At 65.5% G+C, this 25,968-nt stretch carries 28 protein-coding genes; 10 read left to right on the plus strand and 18 right to left on the minus strand.

The annotated features are described in order from the left end of the window. Nucleotides 1-40 precede the first annotated feature (40 nt). Nucleotides 41-322, minus strand: a complete 282-nt coding sequence (locus tag AC3ANJ_RS09420; protein ID WP_488316099.1) for a hypothetical protein — start codon at nucleotides 320-322, stop codon at nucleotides 41-43. Between the two features lie 275 nt (nucleotides 323-597). Between AC3ANJ_RS09420 and AC3ANJ_RS09425 the strand changes: the two genes are divergently transcribed. Both AC3ANJ_RS09425 and AC3ANJ_RS09430 read left to right on the plus strand, forming a co-directional pair. Next, the gene (locus AC3ANJ_RS09425; RefSeq protein WP_488316100.1) at nucleotides 598-1,029 is read left to right on the plus strand and encodes a hypothetical protein; all 432 of its coding nucleotides are present in this window, start codon (nucleotides 598-600) and stop codon (nucleotides 1,027-1,029) included. 127 nt (nucleotides 1,030-1,156) lie between these two features. Continuing rightward, nucleotides 1,157-1,663 carry a hypothetical protein gene (locus AC3ANJ_RS09430; protein WP_488316101.1) on the plus strand — a complete coding sequence of 169 codons (507 nt, stop codon included), beginning with the start codon at nucleotides 1,157-1,159 and terminating at the stop codon, nucleotides 1,661-1,663. Nucleotides 1,664-2,134: 471 nt separating this feature from the next. Here AC3ANJ_RS09430 and AC3ANJ_RS09435 read toward each other — a convergent pair whose 3' ends face one another. The 3 genes from AC3ANJ_RS09435 to AC3ANJ_RS09445 form a co-directional block, all read right to left on the minus strand. Continuing rightward, nucleotides 2,135-2,488, minus strand: a complete 354-nt coding sequence (locus AC3ANJ_RS09435) for a hypothetical protein (protein ID WP_488316102.1) — start codon at nucleotides 2,486-2,488, stop codon at nucleotides 2,135-2,137. 8 nt (nucleotides 2,489-2,496) lie between these two features. Further along, on the minus strand, nucleotides 2,497-3,567 hold the full coding sequence (locus AC3ANJ_RS09440; protein ID WP_488316103.1) for a hypothetical protein: 1,071 nt from the start codon (nucleotides 3,565-3,567) through the stop codon (nucleotides 2,497-2,499). A 298-nt stretch (nucleotides 3,568-3,865) separates the two neighbouring features. Beyond that, complete coding sequence (locus AC3ANJ_RS09445; protein ID WP_488316104.1) at nucleotides 3,866-4,039, minus strand: hypothetical protein; 174 nt, start codon at nucleotides 4,037-4,039, stop codon at nucleotides 3,866-3,868. A 142-nt stretch (nucleotides 4,040-4,181) separates the two neighbouring features. On the opposite strand from AC3ANJ_RS09445, the gene AC3ANJ_RS09450 reads away from it, so the two are divergent. Together AC3ANJ_RS09450 and AC3ANJ_RS09455 are read left to right on the plus strand one after the other, a co-directional pair. Further along, nucleotides 4,182-4,706 (plus strand): GNAT family N-acetyltransferase, encoded by a 525-nt coding sequence (locus AC3ANJ_RS09450; protein ID WP_488316105.1) that lies wholly within the window; start codon nucleotides 4,182-4,184, stop codon nucleotides 4,704-4,706. Further along, nucleotides 4,703-5,131 carry a hypothetical protein gene (locus AC3ANJ_RS09455; protein ID WP_488316106.1) on the plus strand — a complete coding sequence of 143 codons (429 nt, stop codon included), beginning with the start codon at nucleotides 4,703-4,705 and terminating at the stop codon, nucleotides 5,129-5,131. Before AC3ANJ_RS09450 ends, AC3ANJ_RS09455 begins: the two co-directional genes overlap by 4 nt. 559 nt (nucleotides 5,132-5,690) lie before the next feature. Here AC3ANJ_RS09455 and AC3ANJ_RS09460 read toward each other — a convergent pair. Both AC3ANJ_RS09460 and AC3ANJ_RS09465 read right to left on the minus strand, forming a co-directional pair. Next, nucleotides 5,691-6,479, minus strand: a complete 789-nt coding sequence (locus AC3ANJ_RS09460) for a response regulator (protein WP_488316107.1) — start codon at nucleotides 6,477-6,479, stop codon at nucleotides 5,691-5,693. Then, nucleotides 6,434-7,657: a sensor histidine kinase gene (locus AC3ANJ_RS09465; protein ID WP_488316108.1), complete on the minus strand. Its 1,224-nt coding sequence runs from the start codon at nucleotides 7,655-7,657 to the stop codon at nucleotides 6,434-6,436. The genes AC3ANJ_RS09460 and AC3ANJ_RS09465 overlap by 46 nt, the downstream gene beginning before the upstream one ends. A 198-nt stretch (nucleotides 7,658-7,855) precedes the next feature. On the opposite strand from AC3ANJ_RS09465, the gene AC3ANJ_RS09470 reads away from it, so the two are divergent. Both AC3ANJ_RS09470 and AC3ANJ_RS09475 read left to right on the plus strand, forming a co-directional pair. Next, nucleotides 7,856-8,587, plus strand: a complete 732-nt coding sequence (locus AC3ANJ_RS09470; protein ID WP_488316109.1) for an ABC transporter ATP-binding protein — start codon at nucleotides 7,856-7,858, stop codon at nucleotides 8,585-8,587. Between the two features lie 11 nt (nucleotides 8,588-8,598). Further along, nucleotides 8,599-9,975, plus strand: a complete 1,377-nt coding sequence (locus tag AC3ANJ_RS09475) for an FtsX-like permease family protein (protein ID WP_488316110.1) — start codon at nucleotides 8,599-8,601, stop codon at nucleotides 9,973-9,975. Nucleotides 9,976-10,001: 26 nt separating this feature from the next. Here the strand turns inward: AC3ANJ_RS09475 and AC3ANJ_RS09480 are convergent, their stop codons facing one another. The 10 genes from AC3ANJ_RS09480 to AC3ANJ_RS09525 all read right to left on the minus strand — a co-directional run bounded on the left by AC3ANJ_RS09480 (nucleotide 10,002) and on the right by AC3ANJ_RS09525 (nucleotide 20,713). Continuing rightward, nucleotides 10,002-11,126 (minus strand): ATP-binding cassette domain-containing protein, encoded by a 1,125-nt coding sequence (locus tag AC3ANJ_RS09480; protein ID WP_488319259.1) that lies wholly within the window; start codon nucleotides 11,124-11,126, stop codon nucleotides 10,002-10,004. A gap of 396 nt (nucleotides 11,127-11,522) precedes the next feature. After that, nucleotides 11,523-13,238, minus strand: a complete 1,716-nt coding sequence (locus tag AC3ANJ_RS09485) for a copper resistance protein CopC (protein ID WP_488316111.1) — start codon at nucleotides 13,236-13,238, stop codon at nucleotides 11,523-11,525. After that, complete coding sequence (locus AC3ANJ_RS09490) at nucleotides 13,235-13,960, minus strand: YcnI family copper-binding membrane protein (RefSeq protein ID WP_488316112.1); 726 nt, start codon at nucleotides 13,958-13,960, stop codon at nucleotides 13,235-13,237. Before AC3ANJ_RS09490 ends, AC3ANJ_RS09485 begins: the two co-directional genes overlap by 4 nt. 64 nt (nucleotides 13,961-14,024) lie before the next feature. Further along, nucleotides 14,025-14,615, minus strand: coding sequence for a DUF5134 domain-containing protein (locus tag AC3ANJ_RS09495; protein WP_488316113.1), 591 nt, complete (start codon nucleotides 14,613-14,615; stop codon nucleotides 14,025-14,027). A 124-nt stretch (nucleotides 14,616-14,739) separates the two neighbouring features. Beyond that, nucleotides 14,740-14,934 carry a hypothetical protein gene (locus tag AC3ANJ_RS09500; protein ID WP_488316114.1) on the minus strand — a complete coding sequence of 65 codons (195 nt, stop codon included), beginning with the start codon at nucleotides 14,932-14,934 and terminating at the stop codon, nucleotides 14,740-14,742. 28 nt (nucleotides 14,935-14,962) lie between these two features. Beyond that, nucleotides 14,963-17,212: a heavy metal translocating P-type ATPase gene (locus AC3ANJ_RS09505; RefSeq protein WP_488316115.1), complete on the minus strand. Its 2,250-nt coding sequence runs from the start codon at nucleotides 17,210-17,212 to the stop codon at nucleotides 14,963-14,965. Continuing rightward, complete coding sequence (locus tag AC3ANJ_RS09510) at nucleotides 17,209-19,191, minus strand: cytochrome c oxidase assembly protein (protein WP_488316116.1); 1,983 nt, start codon at nucleotides 19,189-19,191, stop codon at nucleotides 17,209-17,211. The genes AC3ANJ_RS09505 and AC3ANJ_RS09510 overlap by 4 nt, the downstream gene beginning before the upstream one ends. Before the next feature lie 76 nt (nucleotides 19,192-19,267). Then, on the minus strand, nucleotides 19,268-19,495 hold the full coding sequence (locus AC3ANJ_RS09515; protein ID WP_406250300.1) for a heavy-metal-associated domain-containing protein: 228 nt from the start codon (nucleotides 19,493-19,495) through the stop codon (nucleotides 19,268-19,270). Between the two features lie 70 nt (nucleotides 19,496-19,565). Continuing rightward, complete coding sequence (locus tag AC3ANJ_RS09520) at nucleotides 19,566-20,372, minus strand: M56 family metallopeptidase (protein WP_488316117.1); 807 nt, start codon at nucleotides 20,370-20,372, stop codon at nucleotides 19,566-19,568. A 5-nt stretch (nucleotides 20,373-20,377) separates the two neighbouring features. Beyond that, nucleotides 20,378-20,713 carry a BlaI/MecI/CopY family transcriptional regulator gene (locus AC3ANJ_RS09525; protein ID WP_488316118.1) on the minus strand — a complete coding sequence of 112 codons (336 nt, stop codon included), beginning with the start codon at nucleotides 20,711-20,713 and terminating at the stop codon, nucleotides 20,378-20,380. Nucleotides 20,714-20,872: 159 nt separating this feature from the next. Between AC3ANJ_RS09525 and AC3ANJ_RS09530 the strand changes: the two genes are divergently transcribed. From AC3ANJ_RS09530 to AC3ANJ_RS09540, 3 genes are read left to right on the plus strand one after another with little or no spacing between them, the layout of a single operon-like run. Continuing rightward, nucleotides 20,873-21,976, plus strand: a complete 1,104-nt coding sequence (locus AC3ANJ_RS09530; protein ID WP_488316119.1) for a FecCD family ABC transporter permease — start codon at nucleotides 20,873-20,875, stop codon at nucleotides 21,974-21,976. Between the two features lie 36 nt (nucleotides 21,977-22,012). Then, on the plus strand, nucleotides 22,013-23,005 hold the full coding sequence (locus AC3ANJ_RS09535; protein WP_488316120.1) for an ABC transporter substrate-binding protein: 993 nt from the start codon (nucleotides 22,013-22,015) through the stop codon (nucleotides 23,003-23,005). Continuing rightward, on the plus strand, nucleotides 23,002-23,775 hold the full coding sequence (locus AC3ANJ_RS09540; protein ID WP_488316121.1) for an ABC transporter ATP-binding protein: 774 nt from the start codon (nucleotides 23,002-23,004) through the stop codon (nucleotides 23,773-23,775). The genes AC3ANJ_RS09535 and AC3ANJ_RS09540 overlap by 4 nt, the downstream gene beginning before the upstream one ends. Before the next feature lie 14 nt (nucleotides 23,776-23,789). Here AC3ANJ_RS09540 and AC3ANJ_RS09545 read toward each other — a convergent pair whose 3' ends face one another. Beyond that, the gene (locus tag AC3ANJ_RS09545) at nucleotides 23,790-24,251 is read right to left on the minus strand and encodes a DJ-1/PfpI family protein (protein ID WP_488319260.1); all 462 of its coding nucleotides are present in this window, start codon (nucleotides 24,249-24,251) and stop codon (nucleotides 23,790-23,792) included. Between AC3ANJ_RS09545 and AC3ANJ_RS09550 the strand changes: the two genes are divergently transcribed. After that, nucleotides 24,190-24,339, plus strand: a complete 150-nt coding sequence (locus AC3ANJ_RS09550; RefSeq protein ID WP_488316122.1) for a DUF202 domain-containing protein — start codon at nucleotides 24,190-24,192, stop codon at nucleotides 24,337-24,339. The genes AC3ANJ_RS09545 and AC3ANJ_RS09550 overlap by 62 nt on opposite strands. A gap of 413 nt (nucleotides 24,340-24,752) precedes the next feature. Here the strand turns inward: AC3ANJ_RS09550 and AC3ANJ_RS09555 are convergent, their stop codons facing one another. Next, complete coding sequence (locus AC3ANJ_RS09555; protein WP_488316123.1) at nucleotides 24,753-25,922, minus strand: PLP-dependent cysteine synthase family protein; 1,170 nt, start codon at nucleotides 25,920-25,922, stop codon at nucleotides 24,753-24,755. Between the last annotated feature and the right edge of the window lie 46 nt (nucleotides 25,923-25,968).

Raw genomic sequence — 25,968 nt, forward strand, 5'->3', positions numbered from 1 at the left:
CGACTTCCGGAATGGACACCCGCACTCGGCAGACCCGGGTCTACGAGTCGCCTTTTCTCACTGCGGGATGCCGTGGCTCATGCGACGACGTGGATGAGCGACCATCGTTCTCATCAGAGGTGATTGAGGGCTCACGTCGTCGACGTCGCCATCCGAGCACGAGCAGACTGATGCCGAGCGCGCACAGGCCGGCGTTGACGACGAGGTAGGCGACGCCGTCCGCGCCATCCGACTGGACCGTGGACCAGGAGGTGACGGAACCGACGACAGCCACGCACAGCGAGAGAATCCCACCGAGAATCAGGGCCGTCTGCTCCCTCATCGGGACGGACGGTTGTCCTGGCTCGCGCGCCCCTTGGCGAGCACGGCCTGCACTGTCGCCAGTACTGCTCCGACGATGCCGCAGCCCAGCAGCGCGTAACCAATCATCAAGCCTTCTCCGGCCATGTCACTCCCCCTCGTGAATGTACCAACCAGCCTTGCCGATATGCGGCGGGATGTCTGTAGGCCGAAAGGGGGACGAATCCGTCGGGCCGGGCGGTCGCGGCCCGCGCCATCCCACTCCCCCGCGGCGTGCGGGCGATCTACGCTGGAGCGGTGAGCGAACAGAATCCAACGCGAGTCCGAATCAGGTGGGGCTGGTTCGTCGGCTGCATCCTGCTCGGACTGCTGGGCATCCTGGCGGGCATGGCACTGGCACCCGACGCGAACAAAGCCGGTTACGTCTCCGGCGTGCTCGGCGGAGTCGGCACGACGCTTCTGCTGATCGGGGTGGTCGTACTGCTCGAACGTCGGATCGTCGACACCGCGGCGCGTGTCTTCCGGAACGCGGCGGAGGAGGCGCAGGAACGCGCCGACCGGGAGATGCGCAGCCAGATCAACGATCTCGAGGCTCGTCTCGCCAAGCTCTGGACGACCGAGACGACGACGGCCGAGGACGCCGCCCGCCGTCAGGAGATGACGCGGCGTCTCACTGACGAGTTCACGAAACGGGTCGTGGACGAGACGGCCGAGGACTACGGGCGATGATCTCCGGGTCCGGATACGAAAAAACCCCGGCTGAACCGGGGTTTTTGTCTGTGCGCGATACTGGGATCGAATCAGTACATTTCCCGTATTTCCGCGTATCGCAGAGCGGGAGGACAACGACCCCGGGATGTTGGTTCCGCGCGCGCCCGGCAGCGCTCTCAGTTCTGCGCTGCCCGAAAGCACGCTCTGGCGCCGCTTCGACGAGTTCGGCGTCACTCACGTCACCCTAGACGGCGACCTCGTACTCAACATCGACGACCTCTTCACCCCGTACGGCTTCTGGAACGGCAACATCATCCAGCACTGGTCCATTTGTCAATCGCTCGACATCGACGACCTGGACGGCCGCGACGTGCTCTGGCAGCTCCTGGAGGAATCCCTCTTCCCCGCGATGCGAGAACTGCTTCCAAACGGCCACGAACTCCTTACCGCCGTCGAGGGCACAAAGTATGGCGAGCCCGTACCCGACCTGCCCGACTTCCGAATCATCGTCAACGGACGCGAAGCCGTGATACGCACCATCGCACATTTCGACGGCCCCTTCGCTTCGGACGCGGACGCCGCGTCCGCGCTCGAACGCCGCTGCGGTGCCATCAGCGCACCCGCCCCTAGCGCTGCGATGCGCGAGTTCTGACGTCAGGAGGAGGGGAACCAGACAAAACTCAAAGTCTGCTCCAGCTCCATCGGTACGGGAGCTGTCAGTGCGCTTACCGCTCACACCCGCGCAGTTTCGTAGGGGTCGGACGGGAGATGTCTCGCAAGCACACGATTGCGACGGGTACCGTTGACCGGAAGAAGCGGCAAAATCTCAAGGGCTACCGCACGAAATACCCGGGTCGGCACCCGTCGCTTCGTGCTTGGCTGGGATGGATGGCTGAATGCCACCATCCGCGTAGTCGGGGCTCTCACCTGATTCAGGCTCCCTGTATTCCGCGATTCGCTTGCGCGCGCCCGAGGGAACCGGCGAGAGATCCACCGACGAAAGTGTTCACCTTCGCCCGGACGGTCGCGCAGCTTTTGACCGACGGCGCGGGAGCGCTGCTCTACCACTCGATCTCGGTTGAACGCCTCAGCGCCCACGCGGCGCGACCAGCACCGCTGAGAACTAATGTTTGCGCGGCAACTCGAGGAGAACACGCTCTCGCTCCTCCGAGGACAGCACCCCTTGAAAGACCGTGCTGTTGCGCATCATCCGGCTATCTTCATCATCACCGAGGAAGATGGCCCGGATCCCGGCGAGGTCGCCGGAGCGGAGAAGCCGTTCCCATCGCTCGATGGCGTCGCGGGAACCGCCCGTGGCGATCTCACGCTTCATCGGGATGTTCCGGAGTGCGCGAGTGAGAACGAACACCGGTTCAGAGCTCAGGTGTTCGGCCAGTTCTGCGTGCAGTGCGGCTGAGACGTGGTCGTTCCTGTTTGCTGCAGTTCTCGACATCGTGCTGTCGTCCTGGTTTCTCATCTTGATGCTCAGTTCTGTTGGGTGCCGGCCTGGTCCGGTACCCAGAGGTTGTCTCCGTCGAGGCGGCGCCATTGTTGGCGGGGTTCGTGCCATTCGCGGGCGACGTCGGTGAGCCAGATGGTGGCGTCGGGTCCCCATCCGGCGATGACCGTTGCGCGCTGGCCATCGATGTCGATCAGTCGTGTCGCGGCGGAAAGGTAGCCAAGCATCGTGAGGTGCACGGCATCCCATTCCTGCGCGACCTGCTCCCAATCCGGAATGATCCATCTGCCGTCGCGGCCGGTGACACGGAACCAATCGTGGCGTCGAGACGCCGTCACTTCCATCGGGAACGCACGGCACAGGTCCGCCCAGTCCTCGCCAGATCGGATCTCCAGGATCCGCCCCGCTCCGCGCACAGGTATGACGGTCGCTACCTCCCATCCGAGGGAGTCCTCCACCAGTTGGAGAGCATCCATCACGTTCGCCCGGGTCGCGAGCAGCTGGTACGGCACCGACCACCACGTCCCCGAGAAGTTGGCGCGCGGATCGACCGGGCGCTCCCGCATGGATCTCTCCTCATCGTCCCGTTGCTCCGTGCTCCATCTTTCGAGAACCACGGCCGGGGACCGTTCGATCGGGGCACTGTCGGCGGCCACGCGCCAATCGACCGCCCATTGCGCCGGCGCAGACGGCGCGGTCAGGTCTGGCAGCACGGTGACCAAACGGTCCGCCACGCGCGACAGTACTTCCCGGATCGCCGGGAGTACGGCGACGACGTCGCGTCCGTCGGGTTCCTGCCAGTACCGCGCGTGATCCACAGACTCGCAGATCGCCTCCCGGACAGCCGTGTTTGAGATCGAAGCCAGATCAACGTTCCGGACGAGCTCGGCGACGTCAGCTTCCGTGAAAGCGGGGTCCTCGACGGTGTCGGTGTCTGCGTCGCCGCTGCTGATGCGGATCACAGTCCCGGGATGGGGATCAAGTTCGTACTCCAGATGCGACACAGCGACCCTCACAGTCTCGGCCACCTGGCATACGTAGGTGAGACACAGTCGACGCCCGCGTGGGCCACGCAACAGCTCGTCAGCAATCGTCATGATCAAGCCAGCTTGCCCCACCCCACCAGACAGTACGACCACATCACGCGGGCGGCGCGCCTCACCAGGGGCAGGCTCACCGAGTAGCCGAACTACCCCTGACTCATCCCAGAGGCGGACACCGGCGATCTCGGCGGCAGCTCAGCCCGTACTCGCGTGCCGAGAACTATGCCGGGTCCGGCGCGTGACGCAGGTCCTTCGTGCCGGAGACATCGGGGTTCTCATGGCTGCCCGCGCACTGCTCGCGCGTGCCCCTCGCGCTGCTTCTGGCTCGACGCTCTGAGGCAGCGCTGAGCCTTCAAGGCCGGTCGTCGACGGGGGTCTGTTCGTCGTCGTGACCATCCTGGCCATCTGAACCCACACCCGCGGCTTCCGGATCGTTGGCGACGGGATCCTCAACTCGCTGTCTCGGCGTGAGCTCGTCGGGGATCATCGGCTTCTCGTCTTCATGGCGGCCCGCGGAGTCGTGCATGGAGTGTTCTCGCTTTCGTTCTTGTGTGTAGAGAGCGCCAGTCCAACACGAGCCCTCTGAGCCTGCCTCCCCCTTGACAGGGTTCTCTACCCCTCGCAGTGGCTCCACCGATGGCCGATCATCCGTGGATAGGGTGACCAGCATGCCTGCCGCAGACATTGTTATCCGGAGCACGCGCGAGGTCGATCGGCCATTCGCGCGCGCGTTCCGGATCGAGAACGCCACGGAGCACCTGATCTCTTTCAGCGCCACGCTCGAGCAGACCCTAACGATGACCGAGGACAGCTGGCGCATGCGGGCCCGCCGCGGCGAGCAAGACGACGCGGGGTCCTTTGCTGCCATCGACCAGGAGACCGGCCGCTGGGTGGGCATGATGACCGCTCAGAGTCACGACGACGGCGAGGACCCTGTGCTCACTGGCGTCTACGTCGTGCCCGAATACCGAAGCCGGACCCCCAAGGTCGCCGATGAGCTGATGGACGTCGTGATCCAGTGGGCGACGCCGCGAGCGTCGCGTCTGCGCCTGTATGTCCACGAGGGCTCAGAGCCCGCGATCCGGTTCTACCAGCGGCACAGCTTCTCCCCCACCGGCCGCACACGCCCGCACAAGTTCGCACCGGGAAACCTGCTCGAGTTCGCCAGACCGCTCGAAGGAGAAACCACATGACGTACTCCCGCCGGCTTGTTGCTGCCAGCTCCGTCGCCGCGATCGCCACGGTGCTCAGCACTGGGCTCACGGGGTGCTCTGCAAACGTGCTCATCTGGGGCCCGGAAGGCACCCGCGTCATCGAAACCACCGAGCAGCTCATCGAAGCAGCCGCGGCCGGAGACGCTGCGTCGTTCGTGTGCGAGGGCTACGACCCGGAGATGCGCGAGCCCACCGACTGGGAGGGCCTCTCCGCAGAAGAGCCGGAGGAGTTCGTGCCCGAGTTCTGGGAAGAGATGGTCCAGCTTGAGCCGGACTGGAGCATCAACCTCTCTCTGCCCGAGGGCCGCACCCAAGCTGGCACCGAGTACCCCGGCGATGTCTTCTACCAGGAGATCGAGGACGGGCTGTGCCTGGTCGGCGTCGCCTGGTGGACCGTGGAGTAGCGGCCTACAGAGCTTCTACGCCGGCCTCATGGGTGACGTCGAGCGACAGCGCGAGCTCCGGCTCGTGCATGATGACATCCTCAGCACGCCGAACTGCCCGGACTGCCTGCACCCGATGGAACCCGCACAGAGCGCGAGCGCAGACGTCTGGCGACGCGCCGGGTGCGGAGCTGACAAGGACTGATCGCGTCCGACGGCATGTCTCCACCCATCACGACCTGAATCCCAAAGCCCCACCGCGTATCCCAGTGGTTCAGGGGCTCGCTGTAACCCACCGGCTCTCGAGAGTCACTGATGGAGTTCGAGATTCGAATTGATCGGCCTTTCCAGGCCGCCAGGAACGTCGCCTGCTTTGTTTCCCGTGTGGATGGCGCGATGTCGTCGCGGCCGACCTCGTGGCGAAAGTGAACACTGTCGCCACGAGCAGGGTTGTCGCCCGTCGGTGCGCGAAGCCTCGGAGGATCGACTCGCGTGTGCTGATCGTCCGCTTCGCCCTGTTGCCGGATCGCAGACACTCCGAGAACATCTGCAGCAGGTCGGTGTCGTGCTCTTGAGGGGTTCACCCTCCGTAGTCGTTCGAAACCCCCATGGCTGACCGTCGAGATGGTTCGATGACCGGTGCGATGAGTCCGAGTTCGTGACCGAGGAGGACTGCGTGCACGCGGTCGCGCAGTCCGAGTTTCGCGAAGATCGAGTTAATGTGGGACTTGACGGTCGATGGTGCGAGGACGAGTTCGGTGCTGATCTCGGAGTTGGTGAGGCCACGAACGATATCCGTGAAGATGTCTCGCTCGCGGGGGCTGAGCACGTCGAGCCTCCCAGCTCGGTCGCTCGTCGCACCGCTATTCTCCTTTGTCGCCGACGCGGGTCGGAGATAGTGCTCGATGAGCTTCGCTGTAAGGCGGGGGGAGACGACCGCTGATCCGGACGCGACCGTCTTGACCGCATCGATGAGCGCGGCGGGCCTGGTGCTCTTCAGCAGGAAGGCGCTCGCTCCCGCTTTGAGGCTGCCGAAGGCATATTCGTCGAGATCGAACGTGGTGAGAACGATGACACGTGTCGAGGGGTGAGCTTCGGCAATGATCCGGGTGGCTTCGAGGCCGTTCATCACCGGCATCCGGATGTCCATGAGAACGACGTCGGGAAGTGTGTCGGAAACGACGCTGATGGCCTCGACACCGTTCCCGGCTTCGCCTACGACCTCGATCTCATCATCGGAGTCGAGAATCAGGGCGTTGCCGGCCCGTTCGAGGGGCTGGTCGTCGGCGACGACAACGCGGATCCGCGTGGGTTGTTGGTCGGTCATGCTGCTCCCCCGTGCATGGGAATGGTCACGCGGGTGCGCCATCCGTGGCCGGGGGCGTCGTCACGGGTGGGGATGGGGCCAGCGAAGAACTCGCCGCCGAAGGTGACCGCGCGTTCACGCATAGCTCTGAGCCCGACTCCGGCCCCGACGCTCGGTCCGGGTTTCGGACCCCGCCCGTTGTCGGTCACCGCGACCGAGATATGCCCGGCGTCGTGCCTGATTTCGACCTCGATGTGGGTGGCCTCGCGCGCGTGGCGGAGGGCGTTGGTGAGCGCTTCCTGGACGATCCGGTAGACGGTGGTCTGCAGCACCGGATCCTCGAGTCTCCCGAGTGCGGTAACGTCACGGTCGACTGTGAGGGTGACTGGGAGTCCCGCTGACCTGAAGACCTCAACCAGTTCATCAAGGGACGGAAGATTGTGGCCCGATGATTCGAGGTTCCGGTCCAGGTCCGTGTCGTGTTCGCGGAGGACGCGGAGGATGCGCTGCATCTCTTCGAGCGTGTGCGCGCCGACGTTGCCGAGCTGGTCAAGCGCGCTCCGCGCGCGCGCGGGGTGCTTCTCCCAACCGGCCGAAGCGCCGCCGGCGAGGGCGATCATGACTGTGACGGAATGCGCAACGACAGCGTGCATCTCCGCGGTGATGCGTGCCCTCTCGGCGGCCGCGGCGCGATCTTCGCGAAGCGTGACGAGTTCCTCGATTGCTTCGCGGCGGGAGCGGCTCGCGCGCACGGCGACGCCGAGGGCGATCGCGATGAGAGACGCCGGCTGGAAGAGCACGCTCGGGAAGTCCTCTCGGAGCCCGAAGAGGATTGCGACGCCCGCCGTCGCGAGGATCGCGCCCTCGCTGAGGAGATAGCCGATGAGCGTCGTGCGGAGGCGGGAGTGGTTCGCGAGGGCGAAGAGTGCGAAGAAGCTCTCGAAGAATGCGGTCGTCATGCCGTTCGCGGAGATCGGGTTGAGGGTCGCGAGCGAGACGACGACGAGGAGCACGGCGAGCGGATGGGAGCGTCGCCACCAGAACGCAATCGCGACGCCGGCCGCGCACAGGTAGCCGAGCCAGGCGTGTGCGGGCGGGGCGAGAATCAGCGCCGCGAGAGTCGGGACCGTGCACGCGAGGATCACGAGCACGTCTCCGATGCGCGGGCGTTCGGCGAACCAGCGCACGACGCGCGGCCGTGGGAGCACCGGCTCGCTGAGCTGACGAGTGACGTCCGTCATCTTCCCCCTCTCCTCTCCATGGTCGCGCATCTCGACGCTATGCGCGCACGGGACACGGGACCACCACCCACGGGTGGAGATTGAGCGGTCGGGGAGGTCCGGGAGTTCGACCCGTGGTTGGTATCGGCGGATCGGCGCTGATTTCTAGCGTGGGCAGTGCCGTTGAACGACCACCCAGAGCGTTGGAGAGAACCTCAGATGAGCACCGTCACCCGTCCCGATCCCGTCGACGCGAAGAACTCATCGAAGTGGTTGCTCCGCGCTCAGGGGGCAGGGAAATCGTTCGGGCAGACCCAGGCGCTCATCGATGCCGACCTTCTCATCGCTCCGGGCGAGTCTGTGGCGATCATGGGCCCGAGCGGCTCGGGAAAGTCCACGCTGCTGCACGTGCTCGCCGGCATCCTCCCCGCGGACAGTGGCGCGGTTATCGTGCGCCGTCCGGACGGCAGCGGTTATGAGGACCTCGCAGCGCTGTCAGAGGATGCTCGCTCGTCGTTCCGGCTACGGCGATTCGGATTCGTGTTCCAGCAGGGGATGCTGCTGCCCGAGCTCACCGCCAGAGAGAACGTCGCCCTGCCGCTGCTGCTCGCAGGCGTGTCCCGGACCGTAGCGGGCGGGCGCGCCGATGCGGAGCTGTGCAGGCTGGGTCTCGCGGGACTCGGGGATCGACGCATCGGACAGCTCTCGGGCGGGCAGGCCCAGCGCGTCGCGATCGCCCGCGCCCTCGTCATGGGCCCGAGCCTGATCTTCGCCGACGAGCCGACGGGCGCTCTCGATTCCCGTACCGCTGATGAAGTGCTTGATGCCCTGCTCGAAACCGGGCGCAGCGTGGACCGCGCACTGGTGATCGTCACGCACGATACGCACGTCGCCTCGCGCTGCGATCGGACCATCCGTTTGCACGATGGCCGGATCGAGGCGGACGCATGAACCCTTATGCCGTGCTTCTCCTGAGTCGTCCGCGCCGGGCGTCCGCGACCATTACCGGATTGCAGATCGCGGCATCCGGCGTCACGACCCTACTGGCCTTCGCCGTCGCGATGCTCGCCGTCGCGTTCTGGAACGCGCCCACCGATGAGATCGGCTACCAGGTGCTCGCGTTCGGGCTGGTGGGCCTACTGCTCGTCCCGTTGATCACGCTCGGCACCGCGACGGCGAGGCTCGCCGCCCGCAGCCGCGACGACCGCCTGGCGACCCTAAGACTGCTCGGCCTCACCTCAGCTCGGGTACGTCGTATCGCCGTCGCCGAGGTCACGGTCATCGCCGCCATCGGCGTCCTCATCGGCACCGCCTTCTCCGTCGCGCTGCCATTCGCGCTTTCTCTGCTCACCGTGCACGGCCAGCAACTGCAGGCATCGGAGTTGTGGCTGCCCTGGTGGCTGACCGCGACGATCCCGCCCGGTCTCGTGATCATCGCCGCGCTCAGCGCTCTCCTGGGGTTGCGCCGCGTCGTGCTCGCCCCGCTCGGGGTGCGCACCCGGCAGGACGCGCCGCGGATGAGCTGGTTCCGCGTCGTGATCGGGCTCCTCGTGGTCGGTGCGGCGGTGCTCGTCACGCAGCTGATGTCGCCGGGGTGGGGCGTGATCGTGCTCCTCGGCGCGCTCACAGCTGTCGTGCTCGCCGTGATGGCGGTACTGGGTGTCGTCGGTCCGTTCGCTGTCGCATTCGTTTCGCGGCGAATGGCCGCGCGCACCTCGGACCCGGCGACGCTGGTGGCCACCCGCGGTGTCCAGGACGACCCACGCGCGGCCTGGCGCAGCGTCTCGACGCTGGCGCTCTCGACGTTCATCCTGATCCCTGCCGGCTCACTGCTCGGCTACCTCGACACGATCAGCCGGAGCGCGAGCCGCGAGATCATGACGGCCGACCAGCTCCTGCTGTTCGCCGATGCCCGCACCATGCTGCTCGCTCTCGCCGCGATCTCGTTCCTCGTGGTCGCCTGCCAGACCGCCATCACCCAGACCGCCGCGATCCTGGAGAACCGCGACCTGTACGTGGCACTCGACCGGATCGGCATGCCGCGTGCGGGCCTCAACCGAACACGTCTGCTGCGGGTCACCGGCCCGGCGAACATCGCCGTCATCGGTGCCGCCGCCGCATCGACCGCCGTCACTTTTCCCATCATCGCCACCGCGGCGGTCATCGCCCCACTGTTCACCGTGGCCATCATCATCGTGCTCCTGCTTGGCCTGCTCAAACGGTCCTCTTCAGCGCAGCACGCTCACATCCCCTGCTCGACCGCTATGGGGCAGAGTTGCGAGCGCCCACCGACACTTGGCAGATCCCACTCCTGCAACTATCCGCGTGGCCTGAGCTGACCAACGATCGGAAATTCGGCGTCGCGCTATGGCGCAGGCGCGGGGGTGCGGGTGCGACCCAGTGGAACGACCTGTGGTGTGCCGCTGAAGAGGTCCGGGACGACGAGGCATTCGAGGTCGAAGACGTCGCGCACGAGCTCTGGTGTGACGATCTCTTGTGGGGGTCCTTCCGCGACGACAGAGCCGTTCTTCATCGCGATGAGATGCGTAGCGTAGCGGGCTGCGTGGTTGAGGTCGTGGAGCACGGCGACGAGTGTTCTGCCGGCCTGTTGCAGGTCTGTGAACAGCTCAAGCAGTTCGATCTGATGGGTGATGTCGAAGAAGGTCGTTGGTTCGTCCAAGAGCAGGATCGGCGTCTCCTGCGCGAGGGTCATCGCGACCCAGACGCGCTGGCGTTGTCCGCCGGAGAGTTCGTCAACGAGGCGACCGGACAGTTCCGTGGTGCCCGTCGCATGCCGAGCGTCGACGACAGCTTTCTCGTCCGCGTCAGTCCACTGTCGGATGAGGCGCTGATGAGGGTAGCGGCCACGGGCTACGAGATCGGCGACAGTGATCCCATCGGGCGCGGAGAGGTGCGCACCGAAGTCGGGAGACCACTGGCCAGCGCGCCAGATTCGGCCGCGAAGGAATGTGCTCACTTCTTTCGCGCCGTCGCGCGTAGCTGGTACATAGACCGCCTGGATACGATTGCGGTCCCTGAAATCTGAGTACTGGTCGCCGTAGTCGTCATCGAACGTGTTGACAACTCTTAGGACCGACGAGATGGTGCCGTTCAAAGTCCCATCGTCGGTCCGCTCGGCTTCGAGAACAATTCGTACTCGGAATGAGCCCTCGTCGTCCGCGGTCATGTGACGGAAGAACTCCGGCACACTGAGCTGAGCTGCCGTATCTCCACTGTCAAGTTCCGGGAAGCTAAAGATGGCTTCCACGCGGAGCTGGCGTAGTTCCGGCGAAGCCTCCTCGTCGTGGGGAACATGAAAATCTGTGACCTTCAGTTGCCGCTGCTCCGCGTCCACACTGAACATTCGCAGCAGCGCCTGGCAGGCGGAAGTCTTCCCCACGCCGTTGGCGCCGACGAAGGCGGTGAGGCGCGAGTCGAAACGAATCGGTGTTGGCTCGGGCCCGAAGCGTTGGAAGCCCTGAAGACCAATCGTTCAAGATACATGTTGGCTCACCTTCGAGTGCGGACGCTTGAGACTGAGCGTACTGAAGCCACGGCGGTCGAAGGTCCCTCTCGATTGATGACCTGCGACGAGGGCGTGTTCTGGCGGTTTCGGGTACCGGAAATGGCGGCTGACGGCGTAATCTCGAAACGCGCTGGAGCCGTCACGAAGATCTTGCGAACGTTACCCGAAAACGCCCTAAACGGAGTATTCGAATCCCGCGTAATCAAGCGGCTGGATGAGGTTTGTAAACACCTCATTCTCGGTGCTGGGTTCCCTTGTAAACGGAACTTGCTTCTGCTTCTTCGTCCTGCGGACGGAGGTGTTCTGCGTGGTTGCCCTCGCGTCTCCGCCCGCGATGGAGACTCATCGCGTGCATGCTGCTCACTGGATGGTGATGGGGATGCTGACGATGGGTTCGGTGAAGGTAGAGACTCGAGCAATGACGTTGATCTGCCATTCGCCTGCGACAGGAAGGGCGAGCTGTGTTGTGTACTCGCCGGTCTCGGGGTCGAGCTCCGGGACGACCTGGAATGGGCCGAGGTCGTGTTCGGGAAGGCTGATGCGCAGTGCAACTTCCTCGGGGGCGACGGGTTCGTCTTCGTATCGGAGGGTGAAGGCAATATCGTTGGCCCCGGTCAGCGCGGGTTCGAGAGACCCCTCTACCGTGAGCTCTTGACTGTCGCCGCTGATGCTGACTGACTCCGCGATTGCTGCGGGAGCCGCGGTCTCAGTGTGGTGGTCATGTCCAGGGCTGAGGTTGGTGAGGAATCCCGTGACAGCGAGCACGGTGACCAGGAGCGCGGCTTCGTAGCTGAGCGTAAGGCTGAGGAAGCGCCATCGCATGGCAGCGGTGGGGCGGGTTGAGAGGCTGGGGATCAGACGGAGCCGGTTGTACGCGGCGATCGCGATGATCGGGATGACGATGCTGGTCTTCAAGAGCAGCGTTAGCCCGTAGGCGCTGGTGAGGAGCGTGTCGACGTCGCCGACGATCATGATGCCAATCGTGGTGCCGCTGATCGCGAGGATGATCACGCTCCAGACCGCGAATCGGGAGAACCGGCGCACGACGTTCGCCGCGAATTTCGGGTCCGTTCCCGCCGCGTCACCACGTGCGGGCCGGGCCTCGACGAAGAAAAGCAGGAGACGGAGAACTCCACCGGCCCAGAAGCTCCCAGCGAGGAGATGCCCGTAGTCAGAGACCATGATGAGCGCCACGGGCTCGACGAGCCGACTGTGTCCGACAAGGACCGGCGCCACGAGGGCGAGCAGCGGGAATGCGAGTGCAATTAGCTGTGCGTACCGGAGTGTAATGTCACGGCAGGCGAGAATGTGCGCGCCAGCAACACCTGCGAGAACAAGGACAGCTGCAATGCCCGGTGCCCAGAGCAGTCCCGGCCACCATGCGGACGGGACCGCAATCCTCGCAACTGATTCGCCTGTCACGTTCAACGACGAGACCGGGACCAACAGGATCGATGCCACAACCGCCACGATCCCCGTCCAGCGCAGAAACGCTGCGGTTCGTGCCGTGATGGGCTGCGTATTGCGGAGGACCAACCGGTCGAAGAAGAGCAGCCCCGCGAAGACGAGAAGTGCCAGGTATTGGAGGGCGGTGAGCGCGCTGAGCGCGAACGTTGTCTCCTTCGGGGTCTGCGTGTCGACGACGGGTGTGGAAGTCACGCCGCCGCTGTCCCCGATGGTGAAAGTGATCGCGCCCGTGATGGGGTGACCGTCGGCAGAGACGACACGATAGCTCAAAGCGAAGCGCCCGTCTTCCAGCCCGGGCGGGAACTCAGCGACGACATTGGTGTTGCTGATGTGAGCGTCAAGGGTGATGGGGTCTTCATCGCCGGGAAACAGGCGGATACCGCCGTCGATGAGCTGCACAGGCTCGTTGAAGTTCAGTACCCCCTCCGCAGGCGCTTCCTCGAGCACGGCGCCGTCTTCGGGAGTCGTGCTCAACAGTTCTGCGTGCGCGGACGCGGACTGCGCCCCCACGAGAACCAGCAGGCCGCCCAGCAGAACAGCCGCCGCCGCGTGGAACAGTACCCGTGTGCCGCGCCGCGGGGGTTGCTTCCCGGCGATGAAAAAGCTCACGCCTTCTTGCGCCCTCTCAGAAGCGCGATCACCGCAACGATCAGACCGATGCTGCCGACCGCGAGCGAGGCAACCACAAGCGGGGTCTGATCGCTCACCGCGGGAGCGACGGTCTCGTCACTGTGCGCGTCGGCCGAAGCGTCGGCGCTGCCTCCGTAGGAGCTGTCGCTGGCCGCGATCACGTCGACGCTGGGCGCCGGCGCGTCCAGGTCATGGCCGTCCTGACCCGCCTCGGGCATCTGGACCCAACCCGTCTCGCCCTGCTCGCAGGTCTGCACGGTGGGGAAGTACAGCGTCGAATCTGCAGCGTCCTCGGGGATCCGCAGCGACAACTCGAACACGTCCCGTTGACCGTCCGGAAGGGGCGTCGCCGCCGTGTAGACGACTTGCGCGACCCGCTCCGTGACCTCGTTGCCGTGACTGTCGGTGATCGGGGTGTCGAGGTCCTCCATCACATTCTCGACCGCGTAGAGCGGGTTGCGGGTCGGCGTGACGGCGTTGATGCCTTCGGGGATCTGGATGGCGACTTCGGTCGTGGCCGCCCCATCGCACCCATGCGGAACACTGATCGTGAGGATCTCGTACGCGCCGGCCTCGACGGTGCCTTGCGCGATGCTCACATGCGCGTTCGCAGCGGCAGCGCCGCCGAAGATCAGCGCGACAGCGCCAGCCAGTGCGCCACCGCCGATCAGGAAGGCTCTCTTGGCGCGTCGTACGGTCATGGTGTCTCTCTTTCGTGTTCGGCCCGCCCTGCGTGCGGGGCACTGATGGTGGTGCAGGGTCTGTTCAGCCGGTGATCATCGGCCAGCACATCGCGGCCATCCCCAGGCTCATCGCGGCACCCGACGCGACATCCCCGGTGTGGCCGAGCCACGTCCTGCGACTGCGCAGGCAAAGGACGAAATCGACGAGGAAGATCACTCCGGATGTCAGCAGCGCGGCCGTGACAGCGACGCCGCTCAGCGATGCCCAGAGATCCAGGCCGCCATGATGGTGAGTGTCTTCTCCGGGCACGGAGCCAGAGGGCATGACAATGACCATCCACGTCATCGCGAGCATCATGACCATATGCGCGACCTGATGCCAAGCGCTGTGTCCACCCAGTGCGGCGCGCGACACGCGCCGGCCGCTCTGCAGCACGGTCAACGCGGCAAACCAGGCGGCACCCGAAGCGAAGACGATGAGCTGCGGAACGCTGGGAATCACGGTCCACCACGGCCAGCACATCGCGACCATCGCCGCGCTCATCACCAGGTGCAGCGCGTTTCCGACGACCAGCAGCGGCTGCCGATCCACAATGACGCGCAGCAACGCATACACCGCGGTCGCCGTGAAAGCGAGCGTCAGCGCCCATTGGAGCACCGGATCGGAGACCATGCAACACCCACCATATCTCTACATGTTGTAGTAGTAACGATAGTGGTCTTCCGGGTCAGTCGTCAAAAGCGCCCTGGCCGCGCGCGGGACCACAACGGCCGTGTCACCGCGCCGTGCGCGAGGTTCACCTGTCGTTCCTCCCCCGCCTGCCGCGTCGCATCCGATGGAGGAGTTTTCGTATCCGGTGCGCGAACGTGTCCCATTCATCGCGCATCGTGACCTCGGGATGTTGAGGCGGGCGTGGTGGCGCGGTCAGCGCGAGCCACAGGATCAGGAGATAGAGCGCGACCGCGGTGGAGAGAGGGAGGAACAGTTCCATCCGAACGGCCTTGAACTGTCCAGCGGTGTCAGCGGGTGCTGCGTACGCGTTGGATGCGGAGGCTGTTGTAGACGACGAGGACAGAGGACAGTGACATGGCTGCGGCGGCGATGAGGGGGTTGAGGAGTCCGGCTGCGGCGATGGGGATGGCGGCGATGTTGTAGCCGAATGCCCAGCCGAGGTTGATGCGGATGGTCCGGAGGGTCTTGCGGGAGATCGCGATCGCGTCGGGGATGACGTGGAGGTCGTCGCGGACGAGGATGATATCGGCGGCTTTCAGTGCGATGTCGGTGCCGGAGACGAGGGCCAGGCCCAAGTCTGCGGTGGCGAGGGCGACCGCATCGTTGATGCCGTCGCCGACCATGGCGACCTTCTGTCCGGCTTCTTGGATTTCGCGCACGACGTCGGCTTTTTGGGCCGGCGCCACTTCGGCGTGGACGTGTTCGATGCCGAGTTCTTTGGCGATGCGGGCACCGGCAGCGGCGCTGTCGCCGGTGAGGAGCACGGTGGTGAGGTTCTGGGCGTGCAGTGCTGCGATGGCGTCTGCGGCTCCGGGCTTGATCGTGTCGGCGAGAGCGAGTAATCCGATGAGTTCCTCGTCGCAGGCGACGAGTGCGATGGTGTGTCCTTGGTCGTGAGCGTCTGCGAGAGCGGACGCGGCGGGTGTGAGGTCGATTCCGTGGGTGCGGAGCAGGTCGGCGTTGCCGATGAGGAGAGTGCGTCCTGCGATGCGGGCGGTCGCTCCCAGTCCCGGGAGCGCGGTGAAGTCCTCCAATAGATGAAGGTCGGTGACGTGGTGGGTGGCGGATTCTTGGATGGCGCGGGCGATGGCGTGTTCGGAGCCTTGTTCCACTGATGCGGCGAAGCGCCAGAGCTCGTGCTCGGGGATGCCGAAGGCGGTGACCGTTTCGACGCTCATCCGTCCGGTCGTGAGAGTGCCCGTCTTATCAAGCACAACCGTGGTGATGGCGCCTGATGCTTCGAGGGCGTCGTGGCCTTTGATGAGAATACCGAGCGTCGCTGCCCGACCGATGCCGACCATGAGCGCCGTGGGGGTCGCCAGACCCAGCGCGCACGGGCAGGCGATGATGAGGACGCTGATCCCGATTCCGAAAGCCTGGGTGAACGGCGTCCCGGCGAGTGTCCAGGCGATGGTGACGACCACGGCCAAGGTGATGACGGCGGGGACGAACCAGGTGACGATCCGGTCGACAAGGTTCTGCACCCCGGCTTTGCGTGCTTGTGCTTGTTCGGTGAGCGCGGCCATCTGGGCGAGCTGGGTGTTCGCGCCGACCGATGTCGTGGTGATCTCCAAGCGTCCGTCGGTGCTGATCGTGCCACCGGTGACCTGGTCGCCGGCGGCAACCGGGACAGGAACGGGCTCGCCGGTCATCATGCTCGCATCCACAGCAGCGGCGCCCCTGAGAACGGTGCCGTCCGCGGGAATGGTCTCGCCCGGGAGGACCACGAAGGTGTCGCTGACGCGGAGAGTCGCGGCGGGTTCGATCGTCTCGACGCCATCGCGGAGGATCCGCACATGGGTGGCGGCGAGAGCGTTGAGCGCGCCGAGGACGTCTCCTGCCTTGCGCCGTGAGCGGGTCTCGAAGTAGCGGCCTGCGAGTTGGAAGGTTGTCATTCCTGCGGCGACGTCGAGGTAGATGGAGTCCGCACCGGCGGGGGTTGCCCCGAAGCCCAGCCAGTATCCGGCAGCGTCCGTCGCGCCGAACCCGAGCAGCAACGTGATGACCGCCCATCCGAAGGAGGCGGCGATGCCGAGGGAGACGAGGGTGTCCATGCTGACGGCGCCGTGTCGGAGGTTGCGGAGTGTGGCTCGGTGGAACGGCCAGGCCGCCCAGGTCACGATCGGCAGGGCGAGGAGGACGCATACCCACTCCCAACCGGGGAACCGCCAGCCTGGGACGAGGGCGAAGACGATGGTGATGTCCATCAGCGGCACGGTCAGCAACGCAGACACAGCCAGGCGCCGACGCAAGGAGGAGATCCGCACCTCGGTGGCGCGGGCGGACCAGGCATCGTCGCTTCCGTCACGGACATGGGCCCCGTAGCCCGCGTTCTCCACCTGACGAACCGCCGCGGACACGTCGTCATCGGTGAGTCCGCTGACCAGAGCCCGCTCGGTGGCGTAGTTGACGCTCGCCGTCACGCCCTCGATCTTGTTCAGCGCGCGTTCGACACGTCCCGCACACGCCGCGCAAGTCATGCCCGAGATGTCTAGCTCGAGCGGAATGGCCGGGGCCGCGGTGTCGGTGACAGTCATGATCGTAGGTCCTCCTGAACGGCGGGGCGCGGGGCTGAGCGCGTGGCGTCTCGTTCGGTTAGTCGCTCAAGCATCTGGTTGTAGGCGTCGAATTCATCATCGCGCCCCATGTCCAGATGGCGGTCTTTGCGCCGGGCTTCGCGGGCATCCTGCCGGCTCCACTGGATGGCGAGGGCGACGATGACGATCATCAGTGGGATCTCCCCGCCCGCCCACGCGACACCTCCGCCGAGGTACTGCTGCGCCTGCAGGTCGGCCCAGGGCAGGTCGAGGCGCAGATAGAAGTCCTCGGCGATGATGGCGGGGCTGGTCATCAGAATCACGCCGAAGAAGGCGTGGAACGGCATCGCCGCCAGCACGTACCCGAGTTTCCCGATGTGCGGGAGGGGTCGTGGTGGCCGGTCGACCCCGATGATCAGGCTGTAGTACAGGTACCCGACGATGAGGAAGTGCACGTTCATGAGCTGATGCGCCCAGTGGAACCGCATGTAGTCCCCGAAGATGCTCGTCAGATAGAGGCCGTAGTAGGAGCCGACGAACACCACGAACACGAGCAGTGGGTTGTACACGAAGCGCAATACCCGCCAGTGCAGCACCCAGGTGATCCAGTCGTGCAGCCCAGCTGGCTGGCTGCGCCCGGAGCGGGTTGCGCGCAGCAGCAAGGTGACGACTCCGCCAAGGACGAGGAGGCCAGGGGCGAGCATGTTCAGCGACATGTGCACAATCATGTGGACCCCGAAGTCCGGGGCGGAGTACTTCCCGAACCCCGAGCTCGTCGCAACGACCACGATCGTCCACCCGGCCAGCCATGCCGCTGTGCGCCCGACCGGCCACCGGTCACCCCGTCGGTGCAGGGCACGGACAGCGAGCAGATACACCGTGACCGCGATAGCGGCGATGCCGAGGAAAAGGAGGTTGGGTCGCCACTGCCCGAATAGCACAGCGAGCGTTGGGGCGTCGGGGACCTCGAAGCCCATGAAGACCTGCTCGATGCTGGTCGGGACGAAGTACTGCGGTGGCGGCTGCCGGGTCATCGCCACGCCTGTCCCGATCCACCCGGTCACCGCCACCGCGCTGACGGTGAGGAGGGCTGTGACGTTATCCGCACGCAGGCGCCCGCGCCGTCCCAGCCACCACCCGCAGGCCAGGGAGCCAGCGGCGACGAGCAGGCAAGCGCCGCTGGCGAGGATGAGCCATCCTGTCACAGAGGCGGTGACGGGAGAACCGGCGAGCTTGAACAGCCCGATCACCACCTCGGCGACGATGATCACCGGCAATGCCACCGCCCCGACCAGGAAGAGGCGCCGCAGCGTCGCGGGCGCGACGAGGCGCCCGGATGCCACCCGTAGGCCGGAGGTGGCAACGGCGCCGAAGAACGCGTAGGCCGCGATGGTCTGGAAGACGGCCGCATCACCTCCGAAGTCATGATTCGGCCCAACGAGAACTTGCCCGGTCACCACCGGCGCGAGCACCCCGATCGCCGCAGCCCACAAGGGGATAAGCAGGCCCATCCACGTGTCCGCAAAGAACGACCCGAACAGGACCATCAGCGCTGCAACCAGGCTGATCGTCCATGCCTTTGGCGCGTCGCTCAATTCCCACAGGAAAGGGAGAGCGTCGAGGATACCGAGCCGGTCTTCCGGCGGGGCGCCGTTGGAGTCGAGCGCTTCGAACACCACCAGTGCCCCTGCACCCGTCGCCCAGATCGCGGACGCAGTCCGCAGAAGACGCATCTCGAAACCTTGCGGAAGGAAACGCGCCCGCCGGGCAGGGGTGTCGCCGAGAAACAGCACGTGGACCATCGTGCCGACGCTGATCAGGCTCGCCGCCTGGCTGACGGCAAGAAGAACCGCCGTGACAACGGCGACGTCGACACCGGGGTAACTGACGAATATCTGCTCGTATGGAGCTTCCCCCAGGAGCAGGGCGACCACAACAGGAAACGCGACCGACAAGGTCGCGAATCCGAGAGCGATCAACGCGATCGCACCACGCCGCGAACCGCGAACAGACCGATCGGGCGTCGTGCTCAGCCCTGCATCTGCGATAGCTGGTTCAGGCATCCGGCAATGGAGACCAGGATCGTACAGTGTAGCCGGCGTCCTCGACAGCGCGTTCCAGGTCTGCGCGATCGACAGGGCCGGTGGGAGTGATCAGGACACGCCCTGACGGCGCGTCGACCTGCGCGTCGCTCACCGCGGCCAGCGAGGTCAGCTCGGCAGTAACGGCACGCTCGCAATGCTCGCACGTCATCCCGTTCACCCAGAACTCAAGTTCAGCCATCACCGGTTCCTCTCAGCCGAAAACTTCAATTAACTCTACAATACGTCGTAGAGTTGAGGGGCGGCTGAGACTATGCGCGCGCGGCGGCCGCGTACCTGTGGTGCCGTGTGGACGGCCACTTCCGGAGGGTGAGCCGGTCGGCGCGAAGCTCGAGCCCGGGGTCTGCCGTGGTGCGCCCCATCGTGGCGAGGGCGTTGGCGAGGTGAACGGCGCCGGCGTGTTTGGCAGCGGTGTCGTCAGCGATCAGTTCGATCAGCAGCAGGGTGGCGCGCTTGAGGGCACGTCCGGCGCGCAGCGACCTGGGCAGGCAGAGCGCGTTGATCTCCGCGATCCGCACCGCCCACCCGTGTCGCTGCCGCAGATGGGCATGCTCGTGAGCGAGTACAGCCGCGAGCTGTGGAGGGCTGAGGAGCTCTCGGAGTCCGGTCGAGACCAAGATCTCCGGGGAGCGGGACGGCACCGCGCACGCGATCGGATCATCGGAACAGAACCACACCAACGTATAGACCCCTCGACCTTCGCGGGCGATCGCGACCGGTGCAAACCTGCCCACGGATTCCCGCCACGACTGGGTAAGTGGCTCGGCGGAGGCGGAGACGAACGCAATGAGCGCGCCGACAACACCGAGGCTCCCCCATCCTGCCGCCGTCAGCGCGAAGCTCTCGACGGAGTTGGACGCGTCCCGTGCGATGACGCTGGAAGTGAGCGCCGTAATCACGGAGGCGGCGGCGAAACCTGTTCCGGTGAGGAATGCGCTGAACCAGAGCGTCAGCGCGGTGCGCGGATGCCGCACCTGCCAGCGCCCCGCGGTCAACACCAGTGGCGACAGGACGAGGATCGCTCCTGCCACCCCCAGGAAGGTCAGCGTCAAGACCACCCGGTTCACCTGCGCTTGCGCTTGGGGGGACTGTCGATGGCGCCGCGGAGAAGGTCGAGGTCTTCGGGGGCAAGGTTGCCCGCGAACCGGAGGAGCGCGGCCTGCCGGTCCCCCGCACCGTCCAGAGCTGACATCATCGATCTGCCGACATGCTCGTCTCCGGATCTAGCCGCGTGAAAACGCACCTTGCGAGGCGAGTCGCCCGAACGGATCACATCGCCCTTCTTCTGCAGACGTTCCAACGACGTCATCAGCGTGGTGTATGCGGGCACATGACCGGTGAACAGCGCCTGGACTTCCCGGGCGCTCATCGGCTCGGATGCACCCCAGAGGATGCGCATCACCTCTCCCTCGAGCTCCCCACGCTCACGAGTCCTCTCGCCAGCCATCTGCACCTCCGATCATCGCGATATCCCTCAGCTTACCGTCTACATCTTGTCGTGCTCCAGTACTACTACAGTATGTAGAGATAATTGATCGTTGTTCCGAGGGGCCCGCCGATGACCACTGCTGATACCGAGGCTGCTCGCGCGCCGACGCCGTCACCGCTGCAGCGACCGAGGACGAACTGGATTGGGGCGTTCTGGCGATGGTACGTCGTCGTCGGGGCCGCCTTCGTCGCGGTGATGGTCGGGGGGATCGCGCTGGGCTCGGTGTCCATCTCCCCGGATGCGGCGCTCTCCATCATCGGGCACCGCCTCATCGGTATTCCGCATCTGGCGTCCAGGGGCGCGGCGGAAGAATCGATCGTCTGGAACGTGCGACTGCCCCGGGTCTTGCTGGGAGCGTCGGCGGGAGCGGGACTTGCGGTCTGTGGCGCCGTACTGCAGGCGATGGTCCGAAATGTTCTCGCGGACCCCTACCTCCTGGGCATCAGTTCGGGAGCATCCACCGGAGCGGCAGCAGCCCTCTTGTTCGGCGTCGCTGGCGGGTTCGGCGCCTACGCTCTTCCGCTGAGTGCGTTTGCCGGTGCTGCGGTCGCCTCGGCGAGCGTGTATGTGCTGGCGCGCTCGGGCGGACGGATGACCTCGATCCGGCTCGTGATGGCCGGCGTCGCGATCGGGTATGTGCTGTCGGCGACGACCAGCATTCTCGTGTTCTCCTCCGACTCTCCCGAGGGGGCGCGGTCGGTGATGTTCTGGCTCCTGGGTTCGCTCACGCTCGCACAGTGGAACGGCACCCTGCTCATTGTCATCGTCATCGTTCTCATCACCATCGCCGTGATGACGCTGTGGTCCCGGAAACTGGACGCGTTGTCGATCGGGGATGAGACGGCCCTCGCCCTCGGCGTCTCCCCCGGACGGTTCCGTGTGCAACTACTCGCGGTGGTCAGTCTCTGTGTCGGGGCGGTGGTCGCCTCTTCCGGGGCCATCGGGTTCGTGGGCCTCGTCGTTCCCCACCTCGCCCGCCGCCTCGTCGGTGCCTCTCATCGGCGCATGCTGCCACTGGCGGCACTTCTCGGTGCAACGTTCCTCGTCGCGGCCGACGTGCTCGCTCGCACCGTCTGGTCGCCCAGAGAGCTGCCCATCGGCATCGTCACCGCGCTCATCGGCGCGCCGTTCCTAGTCGTCCTAGTGCGCCGCTTCCACGCCCTGCCCTCCTGAACTCGCCTGCCCATCGACACCGACTGGAGAACCCACATGCACACCAAGAAACGCTCCGCGCTCGGAGCGGTCACCGCGCTCACCGTCCTGGCCAGTCTCGCCGCCTGCACGAGCAGCCCCAGCAACGAACAGACGCAAGGACCGGAAACTGGCTACCCAGTGACCGTCACCAACTGCAGCAACGAGATCACCTTCGACGAGGCGCCGGAGCGTGTCGTCGTGCTCCGCAACGAGGTGATCCCGGTGCTGTCCTCACTGAACGTTCTCGACCGGGTTGTCGGGCTCGTAGGTCGTTTCCACGACGACTACTTCGACAGCGACACGCAAACCGTGATGGCAGATATCCCGGTACTCAGCGATGAAATCTCCCAGGTCGGCGGAGGAGAAATCTCCATCGAGGATGTCATCGCGCAGGAACCCGACCTGGTCATCGGCACCTCGGAGACTGTCACCCGTGAGGGGCTCATCGCCCAGGGCATCAACGTGCTGGAGAACGAGGAATCCTGCGCGGGCAGCCAGGCCACCTCCACGCTGGACGACATCGACACGCTCTTCACCCTCTACGCCGATGTCTTCGACCGGCAGTCCGAAGCCGGTACCGCCCTGGCGGAAATCGATCAGCAGATCGAGAGCGCACTGGCACAGATCCCCGATGGGGAGGACCGCACTGCGGCGATGCTGTACCCGACGATCGGCGGCGGGCCCGTCTACGCGTACGGGGAAGGCAGCATGAACCACACGCTGCTCGAACTCGCCGGCTTCACCAACGTGTTCGCTGATCTCCCCGACCGGACCGCTGAGGTATCGGTCGAAGAACTCCTCGCCCGCGACCCGGACATCCTGATCCTGCTCCACAGCGGTGCCACCGCCGACGAGGTGGAGTCATCCATCACCACTCTTCCCGGCGCCGACGAGCTCACCGCAGTCCAGAACGACACGATGCTCCCGCTGCTGTTCGGGTTCACCTCCCCCGCCTCACCGATCACGATCGACGGGCTCAGCCAGATCGTGGAGCACTTCCACCGATGATCACCGGCAACAGAATCAGCTTCACCTATAGCCGAGCCACGGTCCTCGAGAGCATCGAGATCACCGCCGCGCCCGGTGAGGTCGTCGGCCTCATCGGCCCGAACGGGAGCGGCAAGTCCACGCTCCTACGCACGCTCCACGGCTCGCTGACACCGGATACGGGGAGCGTACTGATCGATGACGCCGCGTTGGAGGATCTCACTCCCCGGGACGTGGCGAAGCAGATCGCGGTCGTTGTCCAGGAGTCCGACACTGACCTGCCTTTCACGGTCCAGGAGATGGTCCTGCTCGGGCGCACCCCCCACCGGCGCTCCTTCGAACGCCATACCGACCGCGATCACGACATCGTCAGCAACGCCCTGACGAAGGTGTCGGCGGAGCACCTGTCCGACCGGGTCTTCACAGGTCTCTCCGGCGGGGAGAAGCAGCGCGTCCTCATCGCCCGCGCGATCGCACAGGGCGCATCGCACCTGCTGCTCGACGAGCCGACCAACCATCTCGACGTGCGCTACCAGCACGAGATCCTGAACCTGGTTCGCGATATCGGCGTCACCACCATCGTCGTCCTCCATGACCTCAACCTCGCCGCCCGCTACTGCGACCGCCTGGTCCTCCTCGACAAGGGCAGAACAGTGGCCGAGGGCGTCCCCGGTGACGTCCTGGCGCCGTCGATCGTCGAGGCTGTCTACGGGATCACCGTCGAACGCATCGAACATGCCGGCGTACCACAACTGATCTTCGCACCGACGCGCGCAACCGTCAGTTCGTAGGCACCGATGCAGGCCTATTCGGTGGGAGCCCGCAGCTGTTCTTCGAGCGGTGCGAGGAAGTCGCGTGACAGCGCAGGGAGTTCCGGGCCTGCCTTCTCCGGTGTCCCGACACGGAACGGAGGTTCCGGGTCGTACTCGGCGCCGAGTTCGAGAAACCGTGCGTAGTCGTCGCCGCGGAAACGCGCGACGAGGCGGATGGCCAGGTCCATGCCGGCCGTCACGCCGGCTGCGGTGAACACGTTCCCGTCCTCGACCACGCGTTCATTGACCTCGATGGCCCCGTAGCCGGGTAGCAGGTGCCACACCGACCAGTGCGACGTCGCCCGATGGCCGTCGAGCAGCCCGGCGGCGGCGAGGGCGATGGATCCCGAGAATACGCTCGTGACAAGATCGGCGGCTTGCCCCAGTCGCCTGATGTTCGCGATTGCAGCCTTGTCCGCGACCAGAACGCCGGTGTCTCCCCCGGGAACGAGAATTTTCGACCCCGGCCTCCAACCGGAGAGGACGGAGCTGGCTTGGCGGCGCACGGCACTGTCCTCTCGGTCGGGTCACTTCTTGCACTGAAGCTCCTCCCCGAGGCACTCGATTCCGCTCTCGGAATATTGCCGGGAGTCGTAGGATTCATCCTTGCCTCTTCCCTTTGGAGCGCTGCAAGGCGACGGTATCGGAGGGCGAACGTCGCCCCGTTCGCCGATCCAGCCCGGCCCGAGTTGCCGGATGGCGCGCTCATGGCGTTGGCTGCCACCGCAACGACCTCGCTCGGGCTGGCGGGGATCTGGGTCGTATTAGTGCTGGCGTCTTCCTTAGAACCCCGCTGACACTCCCACTTACCAGTGCAGGGAGCGCTTCCCCCGCCACTGGTGTAGTGGCCGGATTGATCGAAATGAAGCATCGGGCTAACGACCCGTGTTTGCGCCCTCCTGGGGAAGTGAAACTAGTCGCTCACCCCGCCGGCACGACCGAGGCTCGGGCGCGTCTCAGGCGTTCCGCGTTTCGACGGAGCACAACTCCGACAGCGCCCCGCGGTACGGCGTCGGGTCGATTCCCCGAGCCGCTACCCAGTCGTCGTCGTAGTAAGTCGAGGCGTACCGGTCGCCGACGTCGCAGATCAGGGTCACGATACTCCCCTCGCGCCGCGAGGCGCGCATCCGCAGCGCGAGCTGGAGCGCCCCCCAGATGTTGGTTCCCGTCGAGGGCCCCACCCGCCGCCCGAGCCGCTCGGACGCCCAGCGCATCGTGACGATCGACGCCCCATCAGGAACCTGGACCATCTCGTCGATGAGATTGGGCACGAACGACGACTCGACCCGCGTACGCCCGATGCCTTCGATGCGCGAGGGGGTGGAGGTCAGGAAACTCGTGTCTTTCCGTCGCCATCCCTCGTAGAACGCAGAACCGTCGGGGTCGACGACGGCGACGCGGCTGCTGATGCCCTTGTACCGAGCATGACGCGCGATCGTAGTGCTCGTGCCGCCGGTGCCCGCACCCACGACGACCCAGTCCGGTACAGGGTGCCTCTCTCTCGACATCTGACTGAACAGCTCACTGGCAATGTTGCCGCTGCGCCAGTCGGTCGCCTGGCTCGCAAACGTGAACTGGTCCATGAAATAACCATCGCTGTCATCCGCCAGTCCCTGCGCGGTGGCGACCACCTCGGTCGGATCATCTACGACATGGACGCCACCACCGTATCGCCTGATCAGCGCGATCTTCTCCTGGCTGGTCGCTGCGGGGAGGACGGCAACGAACGGCAGGTCGAGGATCTGCGCGAAGTACGCCTCGCTCACGGCTGTCGAGCCGCTGGACGCCTCGATGATGGTCGTGCCACGGCCGATATCGCCGTTGCAGAGCCCGTGCATAAAGAGCGAGCGGGCGAGCCGGTGCTTCAGGCTGCCGGTCGGATGCAGCGACTCGTCCTTCAGATAGATATCGATACCTTCCAACCCATCCATACGAAACGGCAGGAGCGGCGTCCATCCGCTGCGGCCGGCCTCCGCATCAAGGAGTTCCAACGAGTGACGCACCCAGCGCCGATCTGATCGGCTCGCATTCGAGGCGACATCCGGAGTCGTGACCTGGAGTTGATGCTGCATGTCGTCCTCTTCCTCGCGTTCCCAAGTGCAGGACAGACAGCACCTGCGCTTCATCCCAGTGTGAGATCAGGAAGAGCAAACGGCGAGCGCGAGAATCGGA

This window comes from Microbacterium sp. STRO-1N, assembly GCF_057748015.1.

Coding starts and splice junctions, on each gene's coding strand:
- AC3ANJ_RS09420 (WP_488316099.1), bottom strand. CDS start 322: ATGAGGGAGCAGACGGCCCTGATTCTCGGTGGGATTCTCTCGCTGTGC.
- AC3ANJ_RS09430 (WP_488316101.1), top strand. CDS start 1,157: ATGTTGGTTCCGCGCGCGCCCGGCAGCGCTCTCAGTTCTGCGCTGCCC.
- AC3ANJ_RS09435 (WP_488316102.1), bottom strand. CDS start 2,488: ATGAGAAACCAGGACGACAGCACGATGTCGAGAACTGCAGCAAACAGG.
- AC3ANJ_RS09440 (WP_488316103.1), bottom strand. CDS start 3,567: ATGACGATTGCTGACGAGCTGTTGCGTGGCCCACGCGGGCGTCGACTG.
- AC3ANJ_RS09445 (WP_488316104.1), bottom strand. CDS start 4,039: ATGCACGACTCCGCGGGCCGCCATGAAGACGAGAAGCCGATGATCCCC.
- AC3ANJ_RS09450 (WP_488316105.1), top strand. CDS start 4,182: ATGCCTGCCGCAGACATTGTTATCCGGAGCACGCGCGAGGTCGATCGG.
- AC3ANJ_RS09455 (WP_488316106.1), top strand. CDS start 4,703: ATGACGTACTCCCGCCGGCTTGTTGCTGCCAGCTCCGTCGCCGCGATC.
- AC3ANJ_RS09460 (WP_488316107.1), bottom strand. CDS start 6,479: ATGGCGCACCCGCGTGACCATTCCCATGCACGGGGGAGCAGCATGACC.
- AC3ANJ_RS09465 (WP_488316108.1), bottom strand. CDS start 7,657: ATGACGGACGTCACTCGTCAGCTCAGCGAGCCGGTGCTCCCACGGCCG.
- AC3ANJ_RS09470 (WP_488316109.1), top strand. CDS start 7,856: ATGAGCACCGTCACCCGTCCCGATCCCGTCGACGCGAAGAACTCATCG.
- AC3ANJ_RS09490 (WP_488316112.1), bottom strand. CDS start 13,960: ATGACCGTACGACGCGCCAAGAGAGCCTTCCTGATCGGCGGTGGCGCA.
- AC3ANJ_RS09495 (WP_488316113.1), bottom strand. CDS start 14,615: ATGGTCTCCGATCCGGTGCTCCAATGGGCGCTGACGCTCGCTTTCACG.
- AC3ANJ_RS09500 (WP_488316114.1), bottom strand. CDS start 14,934: ATGGAACTGTTCCTCCCTCTCTCCACCGCGGTCGCGCTCTATCTCCTG.
- AC3ANJ_RS09505 (WP_488316115.1), bottom strand. CDS start 17,212: ATGACTGTCACCGACACCGCGGCCCCGGCCATTCCGCTCGAGCTAGAC.
- AC3ANJ_RS09515 (WP_406250300.1), bottom strand. CDS start 19,495: ATGGCTGAACTTGAGTTCTGGGTGAACGGGATGACGTGCGAGCATTGC.
- AC3ANJ_RS09525 (WP_488316118.1), bottom strand. CDS start 20,713: ATGCGCATCCTCTGGGGTGCATCCGAGCCGATGAGCGCCCGGGAAGTC.
- AC3ANJ_RS09530 (WP_488316119.1), top strand. CDS start 20,873: ATGACCACTGCTGATACCGAGGCTGCTCGCGCGCCGACGCCGTCACCG.
- AC3ANJ_RS09535 (WP_488316120.1), top strand. CDS start 22,013: ATGCACACCAAGAAACGCTCCGCGCTCGGAGCGGTCACCGCGCTCACC.
- AC3ANJ_RS09540 (WP_488316121.1), top strand. CDS start 23,002: ATGATCACCGGCAACAGAATCAGCTTCACCTATAGCCGAGCCACGGTC.
- AC3ANJ_RS09550 (WP_488316122.1), top strand. CDS start 24,190: ATGTTCGCGATTGCAGCCTTGTCCGCGACCAGAACGCCGGTGTCTCCC.
- AC3ANJ_RS09555 (WP_488316123.1), bottom strand. CDS start 25,922: ATGAAGCGCAGGTGCTGTCTGTCCTGCACTTGGGAACGCGAGGAAGAG.